At 52.8% G+C, this 21,933-nt stretch carries 12 protein-coding genes; all 12 read left to right on the top strand.

Features of this window, described 5'->3' with window-relative positions; translation table 11 throughout:
• Positions 1-59: 59 nt before the first annotated feature.
• The 12 genes from IHE30_RS07560 (at position 60) to IHE30_RS07505 (ending at position 21,880) form a co-directional block, all read left to right on the top strand.
• A complete protein-coding gene (locus tag IHE30_RS07560) occupies positions 60-1,436 on the top strand; it encodes a phage tail sheath family protein (protein WP_337689757.1) in 1,377 nt (458 codons plus the stop codon).
• 29 nt (positions 1,437-1,465) lie between these two features.
• Positions 1,466-1,975 carry a phage tail protein gene (locus tag IHE30_RS07555; protein WP_337689756.1) on the top strand — a complete coding sequence of 170 codons (510 nt, stop codon included), beginning with the start codon at positions 1,466-1,468 and terminating at the stop codon, positions 1,973-1,975.
• Positions 1,976-2,183: 208 nt separating this feature from the next.
• On the top strand, positions 2,184-2,945 hold the full coding sequence (locus tag IHE30_RS07550) for a CIS tube protein (protein WP_337689755.1): 762 nt from the start codon (positions 2,184-2,186) through the stop codon (positions 2,943-2,945).
• Between the two features lie 2 nt (positions 2,946-2,947).
• Positions 2,948-4,696: a phage baseplate assembly protein V gene (locus tag IHE30_RS07545; RefSeq protein WP_337689754.1), complete on the top strand. Its 1,749-nt coding sequence runs from the start codon at positions 2,948-2,950 to the stop codon at positions 4,694-4,696.
• Between the two features lie 68 nt (positions 4,697-4,764).
• Complete coding sequence (locus IHE30_RS07540; RefSeq protein ID WP_337689753.1) at positions 4,765-5,157, top strand: GPW/gp25 family protein; 393 nt, start codon at positions 4,765-4,767, stop codon at positions 5,155-5,157.
• A gap of 145 nt (positions 5,158-5,302) precedes the next feature.
• Complete coding sequence (locus IHE30_RS07535) at positions 5,303-10,162, top strand: hypothetical protein (RefSeq protein WP_337689752.1); 4,860 nt, start codon at positions 5,303-5,305, stop codon at positions 10,160-10,162.
• A 75-nt stretch (positions 10,163-10,237) separates the two neighbouring features.
• The gene (locus IHE30_RS07530) at positions 10,238-13,132 is read left to right on the top strand and encodes a hypothetical protein (RefSeq protein ID WP_337689751.1); all 2,895 of its coding nucleotides are present in this window, start codon (positions 10,238-10,240) and stop codon (positions 13,130-13,132) included.
• 52 nt (positions 13,133-13,184) lie between these two features.
• Complete coding sequence (locus tag IHE30_RS07525; protein WP_337689750.1) at positions 13,185-14,873, top strand: hypothetical protein; 1,689 nt, start codon at positions 13,185-13,187, stop codon at positions 14,871-14,873.
• On the top strand, positions 14,870-15,739 hold the full coding sequence (locus IHE30_RS07520) for a hypothetical protein (RefSeq protein WP_337689749.1): 870 nt from the start codon (positions 14,870-14,872) through the stop codon (positions 15,737-15,739). The genes IHE30_RS07525 and IHE30_RS07520 overlap by 4 nt, the downstream gene beginning before the upstream one ends.
• 177 nt (positions 15,740-15,916) lie before the next feature.
• Positions 15,917-17,689, top strand: coding sequence for a hypothetical protein (locus IHE30_RS07515; RefSeq protein WP_337689748.1), 1,773 nt, complete (start codon positions 15,917-15,919; stop codon positions 17,687-17,689).
• Positions 17,690-17,778: 89 nt separating this feature from the next.
• Positions 17,779-19,518: a class I SAM-dependent methyltransferase gene (locus IHE30_RS07510; protein WP_337689747.1), complete on the top strand. Its 1,740-nt coding sequence runs from the start codon at positions 17,779-17,781 to the stop codon at positions 19,516-19,518.
• A 13-nt stretch (positions 19,519-19,531) separates the two neighbouring features.
• Positions 19,532-21,880 (top strand): contractile injection system tape measure protein, encoded by a 2,349-nt coding sequence (locus tag IHE30_RS07505; protein ID WP_337689746.1) that lies wholly within the window; start codon positions 19,532-19,534, stop codon positions 21,878-21,880.
• The last annotated feature ends 53 nt before the right edge of the window (positions 21,881-21,933 follow it).

Genomic DNA, 21,933 nt, shown 5'->3' with positions numbered 1-21,933 from the left:
TGAGTGTCGTTTGGAGGCGTTGAGATGCGTTGATTTTTACGAATTTTGGAGTTCGAACAGTGCATCACGAACAACCTGGTGTCAGTTTTAATTTTCAAGAGGAAGCCCGTTCGACGACACCGACCGATACGACGGTGCCGTTGTTTGCTGGCTATACAGAAAAAGATCCGGAATCACAAGATGACGAATTAAAGTGCCCAAAATCCCCCGTCCTGCTGAATACATTCGAGGATTTTACGCGGATTTTTGGTGGTTTTCCGTTATCTGGCAATCCATTGATCCCGTTGACGCAGGAAGCCGCTTTTTATTACACCGTGAGGCATTATTTCGATAACGGTGGTGGTGCATGCTATGGTGTTTCATTGGGAAGCTATGCGAATTTGCCAGAAGGAGACGACTATTACGCACGGCAAGACATTGCCGATTGCATCACCAGAATTGACTGGAATCATTTTCTTGAGCAGGCGCTAGATGCAACGCTGCTAGCGGTGCCCGATATGGTGATGTTATCGGCACCCCGGTACTATCAGGCAAGCGACAGCGATCGGTTGAGTGATCAGCAGGTACAGCAGGAAGACGCAGTACGTTGGACGTCGGTGTGGCGGAAGCTATTAAGCACAACTCAATCTAATCGGCAGGTTTTTGTCGTGCTCGATGCACCGGACAATCCGCAACTTGTGCGTCAGTGTCTGAATGGGCTGGAATTAATGGATGAGGCACAGCGCGCGCGCGGCGCGGTGTATTGGCCACGTCTGCAAACGAACTATTACGTTGATTACGATGACGGCCTTCAGCCTATTCGACGCCAAATCGTCGTTCCATCCTCAGGTGCTGTCGTTGCGGCGATCGCTAAAACCGACCGCGATCGTGGTATTTGGAAGGCACCGGCCAATGTTGAATTAGCCCAAGTGGTCCGGCCTAACTATCGGAGTTGGCGCGATGTATTGCTCTCTACGCCGCCGTTATTCGATGAAAATAACATCAGCATTAATCTGATTCGAAGCTTTGTCGGGCGCAGGGTGCGTGTATGGGGCTGCCGCACGTTGGTCGCCCCACCGTTACCGGATCGGTGGCGCTACGTTCAGGTACGGCGCACGCTGACCTACATCGAGGCCACATTAACGGACATTGGCCGTTATACGATGTTCGAGCCGAATACCCCGATTACGTGGACGACGTTCAAAAGCTTGGCGCGTGCCTGGCTACGCGATCTATGGCTCGCGGGAGGACTGGTTGGGGCAGAAGAAAGCGATGCGTTCCAGGTCTTGTTAGGACTTGGCGAGAGCATGACTACAGAAGATATGCGATCGGGCCGGTTAATTTTAATCGCGAAGCTTGCGATGCAATATCCGGCGGAATTTGTCGAGTTGCGTGTATTGTTTCAAACGAGCAGCGATGCTGTGCTAACAGAATCGACGGAGAAAGCAATATCATGAGCAGTGCAATATTATCAACCGCTGAGGCGATGGCTAAGGCGCCGATCACCGGTGATTTTTACGCGCATAGCCACCGGTTTCTAGTCCAAATCTTTGCTAAGAAGAATTGGCGATTTACGGGTAATCTGCAAGCGCTCAATGTACTGCCAACGGTCGTTGATTTCCGTTTTCAACGCATTAGCGGATTGGGCCGGACGATCCAAACACAGATGTTTCATCAAGGCGGTGATCCTATTAATCAGATTCACTTGCCAAAGGAACTTACACAGGAAAACATTGTTTTGGAGCGTGGTGTCACGACATTATCGCCGTTGACGACAATGTTCATCGACACGATGCGTCAATTTAAAAGCCGATACCTGGTGGTGGCCATCTTGTTGCTCGATTCGTCGTCGTTGCCGCTGTGCAGTTGGATTTGCATGGATGCGTTACCCGTGAAGCTGCAATGGGGTGAACTCGATGCCAATAGCAACACCGTCTTGCTTAATACGATGGAGCTTGCTTGCCGGGATGTGCAGTGGATGGGATTGGTGGCATGATCGAAATTCATGAATTAATCATTGAGGCGCACATCGGTACACCAGGAGGGACACGGAGTGTGCCGGTGACCGCACTGGGTACGGCTGCGTCGCCCATACCTCCTTGGGAAGCAGCGCAGTGTGAGGCGCGCTGGGTGGATGCGATTGTGCGACAAGTTATGGAACGGTTGCGTGATGAATGGCACAGTGATGTCCACGGAGGTAGCGTATGAGCGGGAGCGATCAGTCGCTGCAAAAATTGAAAATGACGCCTTATTTGCTGGACAAGGGGGGAGCGCTCAAAAATTTGGCTGGGCCCTTCGAAGTTTTGTATAACCCCGAGTCATTGACGATTGGGTATGGCGCGACTTTTCGGGAAGAGTCACTGGCCGACAGCTCCAATACCCGCGTCAAATTTGGCGCGGTGACACCCAGCACACTGGCGGTGGAGTTGATCCTAGACAGCAGTTTGCCAGACAGCAAAACAAGCGTCGATGAGCAGTTGACTAGTTTGTACATCACGTTTTTTAGGATCAACGGTGCGGTGCGTACGCCCAACATTGTTAAAGTCGAATGGGGCCATTTTGGCTGGGCGGGGCAAATGAAGTTTACCGGCTGGATGACGAACATGACGGTGACATGTTCGCTCTTTGACCGCAGTGGCGCGCCTCAACGTGCCAATCTCTCGGTCCACTTCCTTGAAGAGTTGGAGCTGGATATGGGAGGCAAGGGTGGCAGCGGCGGTAACGTGTCGCAGCAAGGCGGCCAAGGCGGTAGCGGTGGTAGTACGCAGCAAGCCAGTATGTTGTACGAGGGCGGGCCCGTTCCAGATGGTGCCGCATTGGCTCATATTGCCGAGGGAGCGTGGTCTGTGCCGAGCCAAACGACGGCGAGCGATTATCTCTCGTACGCCCGTGAAAATGATCTGGATAGCCTGGAGGCCTTGACACCCGGCCAATTTTTGCGTGTGCCTGGCTCTAGGGAGGCGTGACGGTGCTTCCCTTTACAAGTAAAAAATTTGACATCCAGGTGCAAGGCCAGCCGCTGTCTAAGCTCGGTTTAACGGTGATTGAAGCGGAAGTTCAGTATGCGGTCAACCGGATTCCAATGGCCCGGCTAACGTGCCGAGTGGATATAGAAGATTCAGCCAACAGCTGGGCATCGTTAAGCCAGATAGACAAAGCATGGCAGCCAGCTCATGCCGTCAAGATCAGCTACACGGATGATACGGGCACGCGCGTTCCGATTTTTGATGGGATGGTTGCCAGGCCACTGAACCCAAGCTATGTGCATCGGCAACTAACGTGCCAGCTCGAAGTGGTCCATGAGCTGCAAAAAATGGCCAACAGCCACCGCAGTCAGGTGTTGACCCAAAAAGGCACCGATGCCCAGGCTCTGCAAAAGCTATTCAAGGAGCACGGCATCAAGGTGGAGAAAATGGATGGCATGACGGTTTCGCACGCACAGCTGATCCAATGGTCTTGCTCGGACTGGGCCTGGTTGATGAGCCGGATTAGCGCGTATCCGGTCTGGTTGATCGGTGCCCCCGAACAATCGGTGTCGATTCTCAAACCGGATATTGGACAAGCGCCCAAAGGCCTCGTCTTGAAAGCGGCGAAACAGAATGCTGGGATCGAGTTGCGTGAGATGAAGTACCGGCGTGATAGCCGAAGACTACCGAGCCAATTGAGCGTGAATTATTGGGATGTCACGCAGCAGAAAAGCCGGTCTGTGAAGGCGAAATCTCCGACAGTCGGATCGGGCGTATTCAAGCCGCTCACCTATGCTGTGTCCGATGCGATGCACTGGACAATTAACTCAGGCTTGCCGCTTAGCGAGACGGAAGCGCAATCTTTCGCGGATGCCCGCTTGCTAGGTTGCCAACTGGCGGGTACCCAGGCGGAGTTTACGGTGGATTGGAGTGAAGCAACGGCTAAACTGGCACCTGGACAAACTCTGGAGTTGTCAGGCTATGGCACTTTCGACGGCAAAGGGCTAATTGCCGAAGTGCGGCACCAATGGATCGGTGCCGGCCAAGGTAAGACGATCGTGACGACGGGCCGGCCTAACGCCGTGATCGGCCTTCAGGCGCCTGAGATCGATGCGCCCTTGATGCCAAGGGTTCAAGGTATGACACCCGGTGTGGTTGTGAAGCCTGGTCGCGAAAAGGACCCGACTGGTTGGGGATGTATGGCGGTGCGTGTGCCGGGCCTGGGAGGCACGCCAGGGCAGGAGCCGCCGATCTGGGTGCGGCCCGGCATGGCCTATGCCAGCAAGGGCAGCGGCTTATGCTTGTATCCGGAAGCCGATGACGAGGTGATGCTGGCGTTTCTGAGTGACGATCCGCGCTTTCCAGTGATCGTCAGTGCTGTGCATAACCCGAAAAACAAGGCACCGTTCGAGCCGAGCGAGAAAAACGAGCAAAAGGGCTTGGTTTTGGCGAAAGACGGCAAGACACAGTTCCAATGGCTTTTTGACGTCAAGGACGGTGGCTCGCTTACGTTGGAAGCACAGAAGACGACACTGGTACTGTCCAAGGCAAGCCTGCGCTTGCATGGCGAAGAGGCGTTCGCGCTCGATGCAAAAAAAATCACGGCGGAAGCCAAAGAAGGTCTCACCCTCAAAAATGGTCAATCCGAGATGAAGATGGGTGGGACCTCCCTAAGCGCCAAATCGCAAACGCTTTCGCTGCAGGGTTCAGCCAAGGCTGACCTCAAAGGCGGCCAGGTCAACTTGGGTTAATCGTATGAAGGGAGGACAGGATGGCGAACGGACCTCAGAATCAGCTTGGATGCGGCTGGAAGTTTCCGGTGCAGTTCGAATGTGTCTCCGGCAAGCCAAAGGCAGCGCAAGTGATGATGTCATGCGATGCGGACAATATCAAAGAAAGTTTGCAGGTACTGTTTAGTACGCAACCGTACGAACGGGTGATGCGCGCAGGCTATGGGTGTGATTTGCAAACCTTTGTGTTTGAGAACATCAGCGATGGGCTGCGCACTGAAATTCGTCAGATGATCAGTGACGCGATTCAAACCTACGAGCCCCGGGGCACGCTGGTCTCAATTGATTTCAGACCGGACAGCAATTCGCCGTGGACGCTCAATATCGATATTGCTTACCGGATTCCTCTGAACAATACGGTGCAGCATGTCGGTGGCAAGCTGAATATCGGCAGTCCGCAGGGAGGATGGCTTGCACAATGAATAGCCGGATAAGGCGCCCTTGAGCCAGTATGATGCAGCAGAGCATGCGCACCACGCGGCGAGCCAATGAGAGCAGTGCTTAGAGAAAGAAGTCCAAGCCGGGTAAATAGAACGTTCTCTCACGATCAGCGTAAAAAAACCTATTATGACAGCGAAGAAGACATTATCGCCTCAAGAGTCGTTCATACTGGATCAACGCGATTTGGCATGGCACTTAAAGACTTGGCGAGACTATGTGGCTTTGCTGCCATTTGATGACCCGTTTGCCACGCCGGGCAGCTTTAATAAAGACGATGAGTCGTGGAAGAAGTTTTTTTTCCCGTTCGATGAAGCCAATGATTCAGTCGATCCAGTAGCGGCACTACTTGAGGCGGTAGCTCAGCCTAATGGCTTGCTGCCTCCTCAGCAAGCCTTTCTGGTCGCATTTTTAGCCTCGCTCAACGTGCCGCGAGCTCTGCTTAACACGATACCGGCTCGGCATCGCGCGCTTTATTACCGGGAGGAGCTTGGTGTGCGGGAAAGTCCTGCCGTGCCGGATCAGGTGATGCTGTCATTCACGCCAAGCCAGCCAACCTTGATGTTGCCGGCTGGTGAACGGTTCAGTGCGGGCCAGGATAGTGCAGGGACACCATTGGAGTATCGGCTCGATGAAGATGTGTGGGTGAATCAGGCGATGCTCACGGACGTGTGCTGGTATCAGTCGGAAAACCATGACGATAACCCTCAAATCCAGCATCCTGCCACAAAGCGGGTGGTGCTTGATACGCTTGGTCAGTCTGCCACGGTGTGGCCAAACGAAGGGGTGCGGCTATTTAGTTACGATCCTCAAAGGGACCAGACCGTGGTGCCCGGGCGCGTGGTTGCTTCGCCGGTGCTGGCTGTCGCGCAAGGGGAGCGCGAGATCGAGGTGACGTTTGATGGTGTCGGCGGCCTGATGGGAAAAGACCAAGAACTCAGTGCATGGATGAGCGGGGAAAAAGGTTGGGTTCCCCTAAAGAGGCTTCCCATCATCCATATGCCGCCTGAGGGATGGAAGGCCGCCTTTGTATTACATGCCGATCAAGGCGCCATAGCGGTACCCGCGGGGTTGGATGGCTTTAACGATCCCGTGCCTTTGCTCAAGATAACGTGTCCATTGGTTGATATTCCCCGTGTTAAACAGATTAATGTGACGGTGCGCAATCCCAGCCAGGTGATGATGGCGACCGATGACAGTGTGGCAGAAACGGGTAAAAAGAGCACGCCATTCGGTGAACTTCCCGCATTGGGCAGCAGCTTGTATTTGATGTCGCCGGACTGGTGCAACAAGCCGGATTGTACGCTGACCATCACGTTGAATCCGGCGTGGACGGGATTGCCCACGCAGAATTTCCACGATTGGTACCAATGGGACAGCGTGGGCGGCCAGGGTGGAGAATTTGGCTATGCCATTTATGGCGGTGGCGTGCCCGGGAATAATCAGGCGTTCACGGTCAAAATGACGGTGGTGAATGGTCAATTAGATGGTGGAATGGTCCCGTTATTCGGAAATCAATTGTCGGGAGACGCTCCGCCGCCGATAGGTGCTTTGCTGACCTTCAACGAAATTAAGACACTCACCGCCCCCATCATCGAGAGTACCGATCCGCACGACTGGACACAGTATCTTCGTTTCGAATTGACGGGCCAGGATTTTGGGCATGCCGCTTATCAGACTTCACTTGTCGCGCCGCAATATAAGAAGACGCCTACGATTATCGAACTCCATTCTCCGTATACACCGCGGTGGACATCGTTATCCGTGTCGTACGAGTTATCGACAACAAGCCAGCCCACCCGGCACTCGCTCCCGTCTGGATCGGGTTGCGCCATTGCTTCGCCGGTGCTGGCCGTTGCCGGCGGGCAGCGTGTGATCGAAGTGACGTTTGATGCTCCTATCGGGGCAAGAGAGGACCTGAGTGCATGGGTGAGTGGGGAAAACAAAAGTTGGATCCCCTTGCAGAAGACCGAGATGATCGATGACGATAGAAAAGCTTCATTTGTATTACAGGCCAGTCAAGGCGCAGTAGCGGCACCCGAAGGGTTGGATGGCTTCGATGATCTTGTGCCGTTGCTCAAGATGACGTGCTCATCGGCTGAGGTTCCAGGTGTTACGCAGATCAACGTAACCGTGCGCAATTCTCCCCACGTGATCATGGCGACCGATAGCGGTGTGGCGGAAATAGATAAAGAAAACAGGCCATTCGGTGATTCTCCTGAATTGGACAGCAGCTTTTATTTGATGTCGCCGGACTGGTGCAACAAGCCGGATTGTAAGCTGACCATCACGCTGGATCCAAGTTGGATGGGATTGCCCACGCAGAGTTTCCAGAGTTGGTATGAATGGGACAGCGTTGATGGCCAGGATGAGAAGTTTGGTTATGCTATTTATGGCGGTTGCGTACCCGAGAATAATCAGGTTTTCACGGTCGAAATGACCGTGGAGAGCCGTCAACTGGCGATGACGGGCAATTTATCAGATGACGGAAAGCTCCCGCTATTCGAAGACAAATCGCCGGGAAAAGCTTCGCCACCGATCGGCGCTTCGTTAGCCTTTAAAGCGATTGGTGTGCTGACCGCCGAAATCATTGACGATACCGATCCGCGCCATTGGGACCAGTACCTTCGTTTCAAACTGACGGGCCAAGACTTTGAGCATGCCGTCTATCGAAGTTCTCAGAATGCACCGCTCTATAAGAAGACGCCTACGATTATTCGGCTTCATCCCCCGTACACGCCGCAGTGGGCCTCGTTATCCGTGTCGTACAAACTATCGACGACTGCACTCGACACCCAATACCGGCTTACGCCATTTGGTCATTGTTTGGACGATGCGCCAATGGCCCGCGAGTTAGGCCAGCCAGCGCGTCAATTAATGCTGGGTTTCGCGGGGATACAACCGGGACAAGATTTGGCGCTGTACTGGAAAGTGCGAGCGGCCAATCCCGATGTGCTGTTGTCTTGGGACTATCTTTCCCAGGACAAGGATAAGAAGAGCTGCTGGCAAGCGCTGGACATGCAGGTGCATGATAAAACAGGAAAATTGTCAATGTCCGGCTTATGGCGGACAACGTTGCCGCACGATGCGAGCTATCAAGACCCGGCCATGCCCGCAGGGCGCTATTGGGTACGCGCACAGTTCAAGCCGCCTGCCCAGCACGAGCACGATGGGGAGCAGGATGGTTTTGCGGTCAGTGACGATGCGGTGCGGCCTTCTGATTTTCCGTGGCTGTTGGGCCTGAACGTTAATTGCATGACGGCTACGCTTGTGAATGTTGAGCATATTGCCGCGGATCATCTGACCACGCCCCTGCCTGCTGATACGGTCACGCGCAGCGTCGAGCCCATCGAGGGCCTGCAAACTATCGCACAACCCTGGCCTTCCGATGGCGGCCAACCCGTGGAAGAAACCGAGAAATTTTATCAGCGGATTGCCCAGTGCCTGCATCATCGCGGCCGTGCATTGACATGGGGCGATATCCGGCAATTGCTTAAGGAGCGTTATACAGAAATTCATGACGTACGAGAGGCTGCTCCCCGCGTGCAAGACAAATCTGATCCGAGCGCCCATCCTTTAATTCAGCGCCTGGTCGTCATTCCAGAGCCTGATCAATCTGATAGCGGTGACCGATTGCGTCCTGCGTTCAATGCGTCGCGACTGAGGCAGATGGAACAATTCCTCCTCGATAGAGCGACGCTATGGCTTAACCTTGAAATCGGCAATCCAGCTTATCGCGATGTCCCGCTCGCTTATACGATCGACTTTACTGCTAGCACGAATCCTGATCAGGGCTATCGGCAAGTGGCACAAGCGCTCAGTGCCCAGTATATGCCATGGGCCAATGGCTCCAGCCCGAGTGAAGTGTGTATGGGCGTAACGCTCGACTACTATGCGATGCTTGCTTTCATCGAACGTTTGCCGATCGTGATGCGGGTGAAGAGCCTATTGCTTGATGGACAAGCGCGAACCGTTGTGGCGAACGGTCTAGAAGCGCTGGTGCTCACATTTGGCGAACGCACCTCGACGCTTTTTGGTCAACCGCAGCAGGTGAAGCTTCCTGCAGACTATACCCTTGTTGGCAATCGCGTACGCGTTAGCCATGACGGCCAGTATCTGGTGGTCGATGCGACTAAGGAGCCTAACACCCCGGCCATTGCCATTTATGGACCAGACAGCCAATGGCGCCACATTGAACTAGATGCCGGTCAGGCGGCCATATTTGAGTTGGCTGGGCCGCATGCTTGTCCTGGTATTGCGTATCTTCGCGGTACTGCTGTACAGTTTGATTTGCTCAATAACCAGTCGTTTGGCATCGGCCCAAGCTTCGAGGTGGACACAAAAGAAGGCGCTGTGACGGATCTCAGCGTTGAGGACAACGGGCAATTCATCGCTGTGGCCCAGAAAGGAGGGTATCTTCGTTTTTGGACACTCAATAACAATACGTATCAGGAAGGACAGGAGAGCCCGATAACGCTGCCGGATTGGAAAGATCGCCAGATTGACCTCAATGGCGGCGGAACGCTTCCCTTAGTCGCAAACTGCAAGGACAGTACGGGCGTTTATGTGTACCCGGACGTGATCCATCATTCTGACAAGTTTGTCCAACTGGAAAGTGCTTTAAGTACCGTGTCCACTCTCAGCCGGAACGCGCAGGTGATCACGTGCGCGTATCAAACAGATATCACTATTAATCAGATACAAAACGGCATCTGGCAACGTGCCGGTAAGGGCATTGCATTGGCCCAGCCGGTGACTAGCGTGAGTCTGAGCGATACCGGCTATGTTCTGGCCGCCGGCGCTGCTGATGGCAAGCAGGTTGAAATTTGGACTGGTGTAAATGGCCCCGATCCCGTCTTGCTGCAAACGCTTGAGGTGGAGATAGGGTTCGGCACAAGTGTGAGCTTAAGTGGTAATGGCTTAATACTTGCGATGGGTGGCGATCAAGACTCGATCTTATTGTATCACCGGACAGCAGAGTCAATATGAGCCCGTCGTTAATTCGACGATACACACTCTCTACGCGCCAGGGAACGGACACTTTTATCGACTTGGGCTTATTTCATGGATGACGTTAAACAGGAATACGACGCGATTCACTTTGATAGCCTGTGGGACACGGCGTTGGATTCGTTGCGTACGCTCGCCGGTCAAGAATGGACTGAGTTTGGCGAGCACGATCCAGGTGTAACGTTCTTGCAGGCGCTCATCTATAACGTGGCCGATCTAGCCTACCGGCACACGCATCCGCTAAAAGATCTGCTGACGCTCAATCCCGGGGATGTGCAACGGCGTGAAGAAAAAAATCGGAAGCGAATTTTTCCACTGACGTTTGGTCCAGATTGGGCATTAACCTGCTCGCCGGTCACAAAAAATGACTATCGGCGCGCTATTTTGGATCTGCGCTCGGATGAATCAACGCAGGCTACGGCACTATCGCAGGGCTTCTATTTTATGGATGCGCAGCTGGTACGAGAGCCCTTCGATCTCGAACAGATATATAGCTATCGGTACGATAAAGACAATCACCGTTTCCGATTCGATTTTGATCTGCTTTTTGATCATTCGCACCTCGAGACTAATCAATTCTGTTTGCTAGGGGGATACCACTTATATGTGGCGAAGCAGCGGGGCATCGATGAAGAAAAAGCGAAGAAGGTCTTGCAAACGTGTTTGCAAAACAATCGTAATCTTTGTGAGCAAGTACGCAGGATCATCTGGCTCGAGCCCCAATATGTGGACGTGCAAATCGATATCGAACTTGACGATGAGTGGCAGGATCCGGTCAAAACAATGGCCGACCTGTATCAAAAGGTCGATGCTTGCATCCGTTCACCGACGATGCGCGTGGGGGCGCCGCAACTCATTGAGCAAGGTATCCCGGCGGAGGCCGTCTACAATGGTCCACGATTACAGCACGGCTGGATCACCTCAATATCCGATGCCGTTGACTACACGCGGTCCCGTGCCGTCGATATTAGTGGACTTGCTCAGTCTTTACTGGCGCTTGCCGGGGTCGATAGGATAATGAAACTGCAAATCGGCGATATACCATCCTGGACGATGGTGATCGACCCGACATGCTACCCGGTCGCCTGGGGAGATGATCCGATTGCTTTTTTAGTGGATAAAAACAATGAGTCACTTAAAGTCCGTTTATTTAAGCGAGGTGAGCTACAAAATATTGATCGAGACGCTCTCATACAAGCGATTCAAGATGCGCAACCTTCCATCGTCACTAACGCAGCTACAGGCGTGCCGATTGGCCGTTGGCGTGGCGATACCTACGCACCGGCGAGCAACCGCATCCCGCCGTGCTACGGCTTGCAAGATGACCTTAAGCAGCATCAAGAGGGTGAGGAAAAGAAACGTCTGCAACGCCAATACCAATTCTTTTTGCCGTTCGAGCAGTGGATTGCGAACGGCATAGCGCAAGCGGCCAATGTTGCCAAATTATTGGCTTTCGACCGGTATACCTTGAAGCAAGCTTCGCCAGGGAACGTATGGGGATCTCAGTGGCCCTATTTGTCGGATACTCGCTTGAATGACTTGTACGATCACTGGAAAAATGACCTAACCGATTATATGGTCGAGCGTTCGGAGGATTGGACTAAAGAACTTGAGATTATCGACTATCTGCTGGGATATTTTGGGGTTCAGCAAGGCTTAGGCGTGTTGCGTGATAAGGCGCGGCTTCGTGAATTTACTCAGGTTCAGCAAGGCTACCTCGAACATTTTTGTACGCTGACCTACAACCGTGCCAATGTCCAGATCGGTCAGATCTCCGATCTTCAGAAGCGAATTGCCGCTCGATTGGGCATCGGCGCGGAACTTTTTGCTCCGACTCACGGCGGTAAGATGAACAATCTGCCGTTTTACCTGATCGAATATTGGCTGTTGTTACCGTCGCAACCCAGAAAATCCATTCAGTTGGGACCTGCGTCTGAGGCAGTCATTGAATTTTCAGACGAACAGGAAACGGAGAAAAAAGCACTAGCTCTGAGCTTTGGAGAGGGGGCAGACGTTCCAGAAGTCGGACAACTCTTTAAAATGACTGTGATAGGTGGCTCTCCACCGCCCGACTTTAGTGTTTATCCTTGGGCGGTTGTTTCAAATGTGAAGGCTGAAGGGGGGGCTATTACGCTATCGTTCGATCTGCAACACAATAACCAGCTGTATGTCGATGCCGAATACATTGTGGATGGTGTATCTAATAAAGCGTGGCAGCTGTCTTGCGAGACACTGAGTGAATGGATGTGGGGCGTAGACTATCCACTCGTCTATGCTGCTAATCAATCTGGCTTGCTGGATGGTCAGCGAAAGCGTTGCCAAATTGCCTCCAGCGCGACAGCAATCCAAATCGGAGACGTAATTAATATTCCATCTAATCCAAACCTTCCGGGTGATCCAATTAAAACGGTTGTCGAGCAGGTAGACGTATCGCAGGGTACCTTTGTAGCGAAATGCGACACTGGTGTCCAGTGGCCAGGGACCAACGCAGACGGCAAAACACTTCGGCGCTGCTATGTCGAACGTTCGTTACCCCTGGCAGACCAGTTTTCGTTTAGCATCGGCGTCGTGTTGAATCGCGAGGATGAATGGTTTTCTCTCTCTTCTAAACCCAGCGATGTGATCGAATGGGTCGAGCAGGTTGTGCGGGATGAAGTTCCGTGTCATATCCAATCGACTGTCCACTGGTTGAACCGCAGCGCATTCCGTTCCTTTGGACATGCGTACAATGGTTGGCAAAACAGTGGTTATTCGTTCGGCAATGAGACGTATCAGCTGCTCGAGATCCTATCACTGAGCCGCTTGCCGGATCAACCGGCTGGCATTGGCACGACCTCTCTCTATAAAACAGATGGAGATGTAAAGCTTAATCCTGATGGGACTTATCAAGATGAAGAGACCGTTAAGAAAAATGAAGTGATGTATATCTTAACAGATAAACAGTACTAGTCACCATGCGATATTTGAGCACGACGCTGCTGATATTACCGGCGAGGAGCTTATGACGCTGCAACAAGCCATGCGCCGAATATTGGACGCCCGTTTGGAAGTTAAGATTGCTGATTTGAAAAAGCGCTTCGGGACCGGCAGAAAACCGAGCGAAGGCGATTATGTCCTCTTGTTCAACGTGCTCGAGGCATTGTGTGATGCGCTGGACATGGCGCAGGATCTGACGAAAGTTGTGCCGGGTGATGGGCTGCGGTTGGAGCAAGACCGTCTCGCGTTGAATCTGGAGGCAAAGGGCGGGTTGAAAATCAACGCAACTGCGTCGTATCTGTTTGCCGATTTCGACGGCGGCACATGTTTAGCGGCCGATGACAAAGGTATCTATATCGAATGCCGCCCGGTGCTTCATGATGGCAAAGGCTGCTTGTCTGTGCAAGCAGGATTCGGCGTAACGGTCAAAACGGTCGCGGGTATCGAAAAAGTGGTGCCGCAAGGCGTGAATCAACCTGTGGGCGGTATTGGGGCCACGGAGGACGGCTTAAGGTTAGAGGTAGCCGATAGCGGGCTTGCTACTCAAGAGGGGTTGGCGTTGAGGTGCGGCAAAGGCATGAGCGCTGAGCAGGGGTTGCAGATCGTGCTGGCTAAGGAGACAGCGTTAGCGCTCGATGCCGATGGTCTGCGTGTGTGTACAGGTAAAGGCAATGCGCTGCAGATTGACGAGAACGGTCAATTGACGCTTAATCCACAAGTCTCGGTGAGCACGTTTGAAAAGATGTCATTCGCCGAGCGTCAAGAGATATGGAAGATTTTAGAAGGGACTGCTCAACCCTCCGCAATCGGTAATCTGCATATTGTGGGTCAGTCTGAAGATGAGCACTTGAGTGGCATCCTCAACGATCAAGAAAAAATTGGGCTGGCCAAAGTTTATTTTGTGCCAGCTGCTTCAGAGCAACCGGCTCAGGCGGTCACGGGTGACTTGGCATCGGTCATTGCGCAGCTTAAAGAGGCATTTCAGACAGAAAAGTTACCGTGTCCCGAGCATTACGCGTCATGGTTCAATGTGCTCGAATCGTTGTTTGACGCGCTGGGTATGACGCAAGATTTAACGAAAGTCGTACCGGGTGATGGACTGCGATTGGAACAAGACCGTCTTGCGTTGAATCTGGATAAGAAAAGCGGGTTGACTATCGATCAAAAATCATGCCTTACGGTCCATCTTGACGATAGCACATGTTTAACAGCCGATGACAAGGGGCTCGATGTGAAGTGCCACCCCGTGCTCCATGATGGCCAAGGCTGCCTGGCTGTGCAAACGGGGCGCGGGGTGACGGTTGAAAAGGCGGGCGGTGTCGAAAGAGTGGTGCCAAGCAATTGGCAAAGCAAAAATCAACCCGTGGGTGGTCTTCAGGCTACGACGCAGGGTTTAAAGGTGGCGGTGGCCAGCAGCGGGCTGACGACCCGCGAGGGGCTGGCAGTGGTCTGCGGTAGCGGTGTGAGTGTCCAGGGCGGGCTGCACGTCGCGCTGGCGCAGGACACAGCGTTGGCGCTCGATGCAAACGGACTCCGTGTGCATACCGTCGAAGGCAACGCGCTGCGACTGAACGGCAGTGGTCAATTGACGCTCGATCCGAGCGCTTTGGTCTCGGTCGAAACGTTTGAAAAGATGCCGCTCGCTCAGCGTCAAGAGATATGGCGGATTTTAGTGAAAGCAGGTCAAGAAAAAGAGGAGGATGAGTTGACATGAGTCCAGACGATGAAAACGGCAGGTCGCAAAATACGCTCGTTCGGAATAACCCGCTGAGAGACCGGATTGCAGAGCTGAAAAAATATTTTCAAGCGGGGCAGATCCCGACTGAAGCTGACTTTTCCGAACTATTGGATCTGTTGCAAGAAGCCTGTCAAGCAGTTGGGGCAGTGGATCGTAATCCGGGAGCGGGTTTGCAGCTGTCCTCGCCGTCAGCAAAACCGGACGGTCCGTTGAAGTTGAGCGTTAAGTGTGACGGCCAGACAACTGAGTTAGGCGTCGAGCAAGCGGGGTCAAAGGCATTGAAACTGAAAACGAACCCGGCCGGCGCGTTACAGGTTTCTGATGATGGGAAGCTTCAGCTTGTTTTTAGTTCGGAGCTGGAGGGGGAAGGTTTGCTTCAGATCCAAACAGGGCCAGGACTAGAGGTTATGAGGAGCCCGGGCAAAGAAACCCTTGCGATGAAGTTGCAAGAGGAAAAAGGTTTGAAGTTTGACAGCACAAACGGAGATAGCGTGCAGATCCATTGCGGGCCGGCCATCAAGATCGATAATGGGCCACTTGAGGTTGTGCTGGGTGAAGGGTTGCAGTGGAATGATCAAGATAAAACTCTCGAACTCAATCTGGCAAAAGATAGTGGTTTGATATTTAATGGTGAAAGTGCTGTCGATTTGCTGCTTAATCCTCAAGAAGATAACGTGATAGAGAAGGTCGAAGAGAATGGCCAAAACGCTTTACGCATAAAGGAAGACACGTTGCTTTGTGATGTTGCCACATTTAGAAAACTCGATGAAGATCCAGCAGATCGCCAGATCCTGAAGGATATTTATCAGCTTCTATGTGAAGCTGCACAGGATAATATATGATAAAGCCGGATAAACAAGAATGCTGCGCGTAGTAAAAAGGCGGTAAATTAATACTTTTAATCTTGACGGGAAAATAGGGCGATTCGACGAAAGTTGATGAAAACGTTAAATTTTAGATAACGGGGCACAGTCTTCGTATCAACGTGGAATCAGCGGGACTCGATCGAATAGCGAGTAATGGAATTAGATAAAGATCCTGATACGAAAAAAATTGCCGATGAAGAGGGTCATTCTATAGAAGGACCCTGGTCGCTGTCAAAGCTGAAATCGTGCTTTGAAGCCAAACATGTTCCACGGCAGGAGCATTTCGAGGCTATTTTGGACGGATTGTCGAAATGTTTTAAGACCATTGGTATCGATTCAGAGGGAAAGCCAGAGTTGCCTGCGAATGGGTTATATTTAAGTAAATTGCCCAACAATAACTATCAGTTATCTGTGTACCTGGATGAAAAACGGTCAATGACCAGCAAGACAGGTAGTGTGGCTGTCAAGGTGGACAGGGATCGAAGAATCGGTTCGGATAATAAAGGTTTGAGATGTATTTTTGGCAATGAGTTGAGGGGCGAACAGAATAAGAGTGGTGTGACGATGCTTGCTCTGCAGGCGGGCTATGGCATTGAAGTGACAAAGGACGGTGAAGGTGGTAAAGGTAAGAAAGTCCAATTAAAACTCAAGAGCAAAGACGCATTAGTCTTGGATGAAAAAGAAGGACTGGGGTTGAAGTGCAAGGAAAATAGTGGGTTCAAGCTCGATTCTACCTTGCAGTTGGATGTAATTAAAGAGAAGGGGCTGGTCATCCCGGATGAGGGAAATAATCAAAATAAATTGAGCGTCCAGATTGATAAGATAAGGGGCGTGGAATTTAATGGTGGTTTAAGCCTGAAACTCGATGCCGCGAGTCATTTTGAAGGCACTTCGCAAGGGCTTTGTTTAAAGCAGGGCGATATATTTTCGAAGGAGGTTTTTGAGGGGCTCGGAAAAGAATCATTAAAAAAAATATACAATCTACTCCGCTCTGTTTTTGATGAAAATGGCGTGCCATTTGGGCCTGAGGTTAAGGATTTTTCATGGGCGGATGCCGCTTGTAGTCGTTATGATAATTATCGCTCGAATAGTGGATGGTTTTCTGTTTTAACTCAAAATGAAAATTTAGAAAAAAATTCATTAATGTTTTTGGATCAGGAGGAGAGGAAGGATATTGGGGAAATCTTGGGGAATTCAATTGTTGTTATAGATAATAAATTGGTTGGTATTGGCGTATGCGAAGAAGATCCTGTAATTTACAGTGTAGATGTAAGTACTACGCGCTATAGAGATGAAAAAATTAAACTTGAACCGAAATCTTGCCCAAAAACTTGTTTTTGTGGGCCATTGTGCTTTAGTTCGGACGGGAGTCGAATCATTTTTTTGGATGGGGATAAAAAAGATGTTAGTGTATATTATTTTAGTGATGCTGCTGATGATGGTGGTGGCGATGATGAGGATGATGGTGATGTAAAGAAGCAATACGAAAAAAGTAACAATTTTTTTTCTAATGGTAAACTCCTTTCATCTGTTGATCCAACCTGTGTAACGTTGAGTGGAAATGGAAAATTTGCAGCGGTGGGGGATAAAGAAAAAATATATTTTTTTAAAGAAGAAAGTGAAAAGAAATGGACTCAAGAGCACGAACATGAGTTGCCTCATTCTGCGCTAGCCATCGGTGAGAATGCAGATTACTTCGCCGCGATAGAGGGAAATGCCATTGGAGTTTATCGAATTAAACGAGAAAATTCTTCTATTCGGTCTATTGATAAAGTGCAAGCGCTTAATTATTCTGCGCGGTCCATCTCGATGAAAACAATCGAGAACTTGGAAGAAAAAAAAGAACAGTATCTTGTTGCGATCAAAGCAGCCAAGGACGAAGCCTCCCCTTTGGGGATGGTCTTTAAAGGCTCAGTCATCGTATGACATCACCAGTTCGATGATTAGGCTATGCACCTGAAAGGTGGCGCATGAGTTGGCTGAATGGCAGGCTGTCCCACTTCTCGGAGAGACTTATGTTAGAAACTCAACTACAAACTGATGAAGCCGTTCAAGACACCGCGGCAACAGTGCCTGTGCCCTTTGTCTCGACGTATGACCGTCTGCCGTACACTTCGTATCCGTTTGAGCAGACGCACCCAGGAGGACTGGCTGCGCTGGCAGAACTGTTCGGACTCACCGCACCACCAGTGCGTACCGCGCAGATTCTGGAGCTGGGTTGTGCGGCTGGCGGAAATCTGATTCCGCTGGCCGCTGAATTTCCTGAGTCGGTGTGCGTGGGTATCGATCTGTCGCCGGTCCAAATTGAGGATGGGCAACAACGCATTGCCTACTCAGGTCTGCGCAACGTGCGCCTCGAGTGCCGCGACTTGCTCGAGCTTCCTGGCACATTGGGCCTATTCGATTACATAATTTGTCACGGTGTCTACAGCTGGGTGCCGCCCGCGGTACGCGCGGCGATTATGCAAATCTGTCAACAGCATCTGGCACCTGACGGAATCGCGTACATTAGTTATAACGTGCTGCCCGGTTGGCGGCAGCGGCAGGCGATTCGGGATGCGTTGTTGTGGCAGATTTCAGCGGATGCGGAGCCTACCCAGCAGCTCGAGCAGTTGCGTGCAATGCTGAGCTTTTTACAAGCGCATGCATCATCCGATTCGATGTATGGCTCGGCAGTATGTGCCATCATCAACGATTTGATGCAGCGCTCAGATCCGTATTTGATGCATGAATATCTGGCTGCAACCAACGCACCGTGCCTATTCAGCGAATTCGTGCAGGCGGCCAAAGGGCTAGCGTTTCTGTGCGAAGCGCGCTTAACTACCATGTTGCCGGAGTTGAGCGCTCCCGAGCGGGCGGCCGCGATCCGCGCGTGGACGGGCGACCGCTTACTTGCAAACGAGCAGGTGAATGATCTCGTCTCAGGCCGCCCGTTTCGCGAAAGCTTGCTCGTGCATGATCATCGGGCGATTGAGCGCACATTGCGGGCTATGCATATGGATAAACTGCACGTCGTTTTGTGTGAGCTTTACCGGTTCGAGCTGGAGGATGACACTTGGGTGTTGCATGCTCCTCAAGGTCAATACCGGACATCCGACCCCATTGTGCAAGCGGCTTTGAAGACACTTATCTTACGGTATCCGGCTTCGAGTACGTTGGATGAACTGAGTGCGGCGGCGGTGGGATCTGGCATTCCAGAGCCCATTCGAGCGGCAATACGTGACGCGCTGTTTTACCTCGTTGTGGGCGGGCTCGCGATCGCGCGCACGGAACCGGTATGCGCACAATCTGCGAGCACACTGGAATGCGCGGTACTGGAGGATAAACTGGATAGGACATTTTGCTGTGCCAGTGCGCTGGCGCGCAGCGATGCCGCAGCCGGCGCGTGGGCCACGGCGAATCTGCTTCACCGGCCTGTGCAGCTTACAGCCATTGATATTTTTCTGTTACCCCGCTTGACAGGCGACATGTCGATCGCTGCGCTACTCACAGCACTGGCGAGTGCAGTGAGAGAAGGGCTGCTCACGTTTGCTGAGCATGGCGACGTGTCGCTGCGTGAGCTGCTCATTGAACGTTTGCGGCATTATGCGCGGGCGGCATTGCTAGTCGCACAGGCAAATGACGAACCAGGCGGCAACCGGCAGGATGCTGAGCACGGCCAGGTACAAGCGATGACTTTATCAGAAGAGGTGTCAAGTACAGCTGGGCAATCGTTTAATCAAGCGATTGTCTCGTTCAGTTCGCCAGAAAATTGACTGGAGAGCAGCCGTGTCCAAAATTGACCGACTGCGCTTATCGTTCAAGGCCGAGCAGTTCGATGGTCACGCGTTGCTGCGGGAATGCAGTCAGTTGTTTCGCCAGCATGTGCTTGCTGATCTCGACCAGCTCATCCATCGTTTAGCGAAGCGAGCCTCTCGTCCCAGACTCATCAAACGGATGGTGATTGATCTAGGTGTATTGGATGCATCTGGCTGGAAAGAGCAATGGCGAACGCGCTTGCTGCAGCGAGTGGAGCAGGCGCTTATCGAGGAATTGGCACGTGCTGAGCAAAACAGGGCCAGTGAGGATTCAATGGCACGGCATGATGCGTTCCAGGCGTGGAGTCACTGGCTGCATACGGGCGTTGGGACAGCGCCAGCTGCACCGTCTCTTTTCGCGATGAATGTTCACGCATCTCCGGCGATGCCGACAGCAACTGTGACGCAGCTCACCGAGAGCACTATACGCACTGTGAGAGCCTGGCTGCAACAATGGTTGCAAGCGAACCCGGTACTGCGCCCAGCAGCGCGTCACCGGTTGGCGCAGCTGTGTGCGATACCGGCGCTACAGGATATCTGGGCTGCCTATGAGGCTCAGCATCCTGAACCGGCTAAGCTGGATAGTCTAGCCCGTGCGGTGCAAGATATTCCGCCCACCGCATACTCCTCGGATGTTATTGCAGAGTCCAATCGGCCGGTGCCGGAGGCAGTGCCCGAGCAGCAAGATGCCATTTGGCCAGATGCATTCGTGCATGCACCGGATACGCCCTATCGGATGAACCCCGCGATCACGCCGAGCGGACCAGCTGGCTTCAGCGCTGATTTTGGGCTGCTCTGGCCGCTGTTGCCGGGCGTGTTTCGCGCGCTTGAGCGCAATAAACCGGCGGCGGATACTGGTAATGCATTGCTGTGGGTTGCGTTAGAGTCTTTGCAGACACATTCAGCGATGCCGATGCCCTCCGCAACGCAGATCACTGAGAAAGCCATACGTACCGCGCGAACCCGTTTGCAGCGGTGGCTACAAGCGAACCCGGCGCTGCGCTCAGCAGTGCGTCGCCGGTTGGCGCAACTGTGTGCGATACCGGCGCTACAGGATATCTGGGCTGCCTATGAGACTCAGCATCCTGAACCGGCTAAGCTGGATAGTCTAGCCCGTGCGGTGCAAGATATTCCGCCCACCGCATACTCCTCGGATGTTATTGCAGAGTCCAATCGGCCGGTGCCGGAGGCAGTGCCCGAGCAGCAAGATGCCATTTGGCCAGATGCATTCGTGCATGCACCGGATACGCCCTATCGGATGAACCCCGCGATCACGCCGAGCGGACCAGCTGGCTTCAGCGCTGATTTTGGGCTGCTCTGGCCGCTGTTGCCGGGCGTGTTTCGCGCGCTTGAGCGCAATAAACCGGCGGCGGATACTGATGATGCATTGCTGTGGGTTGCGTTAGAGTCTTTGCAGACACATTCAGCGATGCCGATGCCCTCCGCAACGCAGATCACCGAGAAAGCCATACGTACCGCGCGAACCCGTTTGCAGCGGTGGCTACAAGCGAACCCGGCGCTGCGCTCAGCAGTGCGTCGCCGGTTGGCGCAACTGTGTGCGATACCGGCGCTACAGGATATCTGGGCTGCTTATGAGGCTCAGCACCCCGAACCGACTAACGCGGATAGCCTAGCCCGTACGGCACAAGACGTTCCATTCGCCACACGTCAGCCGGATACTATCGCAAGATCCAATCGGCCGGCTCCAAAGGCGGTGTCCGCACAACATACCGTTCGGCCAAATGCGCCTGTGTTACCGGATACTCCCGATCGTATGAACAGAAGCGGTGACCGGAATGCCGCGTTCGTACCGGCCGAGTTTGCCGTCTTAAGCGCGGGTCTCGTGCTGCTGTGGCCGATGTTGCCAGGCTTATTTCGCACGCTTGCGCTACTCGATGATGCCAATCACTTTATCGATGTCAGTGCACCGTTGATTGCTGCGGGCTGGCTTGATGAACTGGCTTGGGGTGATGACACGGTCGCCGAGTGGCGCATACCGGTTAATAAGCTACTGTGCGGTGTGGCATTGGACGCTATGTTACCCGATTGGCAGCCTGACCCAACGGTAAGGGCGCAACTAAACGGCTGGCTCGCGGCGTTGCCATCTCGCCTGCCGGGGTTGCACCGCTGTGGCGTGGCTGATGTGCGGCAATTGTTTCTGCAACGTCCCGGCATGCTGACGCGTCAGCCCAATAAGCGCTGGACGCTGCAGGTTGAACCGCATGCGGCTGATGTGCTGTTACACGCGATTCCGTGGCCACTTGAGCAGGTGTGGTTGCCATGGTGTAACGACTCGTTCTGCGTGGAGTGGCGCAGATGAAGAGTCAGTGCCTACCGCACTCGTCTTGTTGAAGACGAGTGCGGTAGGCACTA

The organism is Mycetohabitans sp. B46 (genome assembly GCF_037389205.1).
GTDB lineage: Bacteria > Pseudomonadota > Gammaproteobacteria > Burkholderiales > Burkholderiaceae > Mycetohabitans.
This window is presented reverse-complemented; position numbering and strand designations above follow the sequence as displayed.

Bases quoted from the DNA above. Each gene is read 5' to 3' on its own strand.
- IHE30_RS07555 (WP_337689756.1), top strand. From the start codon at position 1,466: ATGGCTAAGGCGCCGATCACCGGTGATTTTTACGCGCATAGCCACCGG.
- IHE30_RS07550 (WP_337689755.1), top strand. From the start codon at position 2,184: ATGAGCGGGAGCGATCAGTCGCTGCAAAAATTGAAAATGACGCCTTAT.
- IHE30_RS07535 (WP_337689752.1), top strand. From the start codon at position 5,303: ATGACAGCGAAGAAGACATTATCGCCTCAAGAGTCGTTCATACTGGAT.
- IHE30_RS07530 (WP_337689751.1), top strand. From the start codon at position 10,238: ATGGATGACGTTAAACAGGAATACGACGCGATTCACTTTGATAGCCTG.
- IHE30_RS07525 (WP_337689750.1), top strand. From the start codon at position 13,185: ATGACGCTGCAACAAGCCATGCGCCGAATATTGGACGCCCGTTTGGAA.
- IHE30_RS07520 (WP_337689749.1), top strand. From the start codon at position 14,870: ATGAGTCCAGACGATGAAAACGGCAGGTCGCAAAATACGCTCGTTCGG.
- IHE30_RS07515 (WP_337689748.1), top strand. From the start codon at position 15,917: ATGGAATTAGATAAAGATCCTGATACGAAAAAAATTGCCGATGAAGAG.
- IHE30_RS07510 (WP_337689747.1), top strand. From the start codon at position 17,779: ATGTTAGAAACTCAACTACAAACTGATGAAGCCGTTCAAGACACCGCG.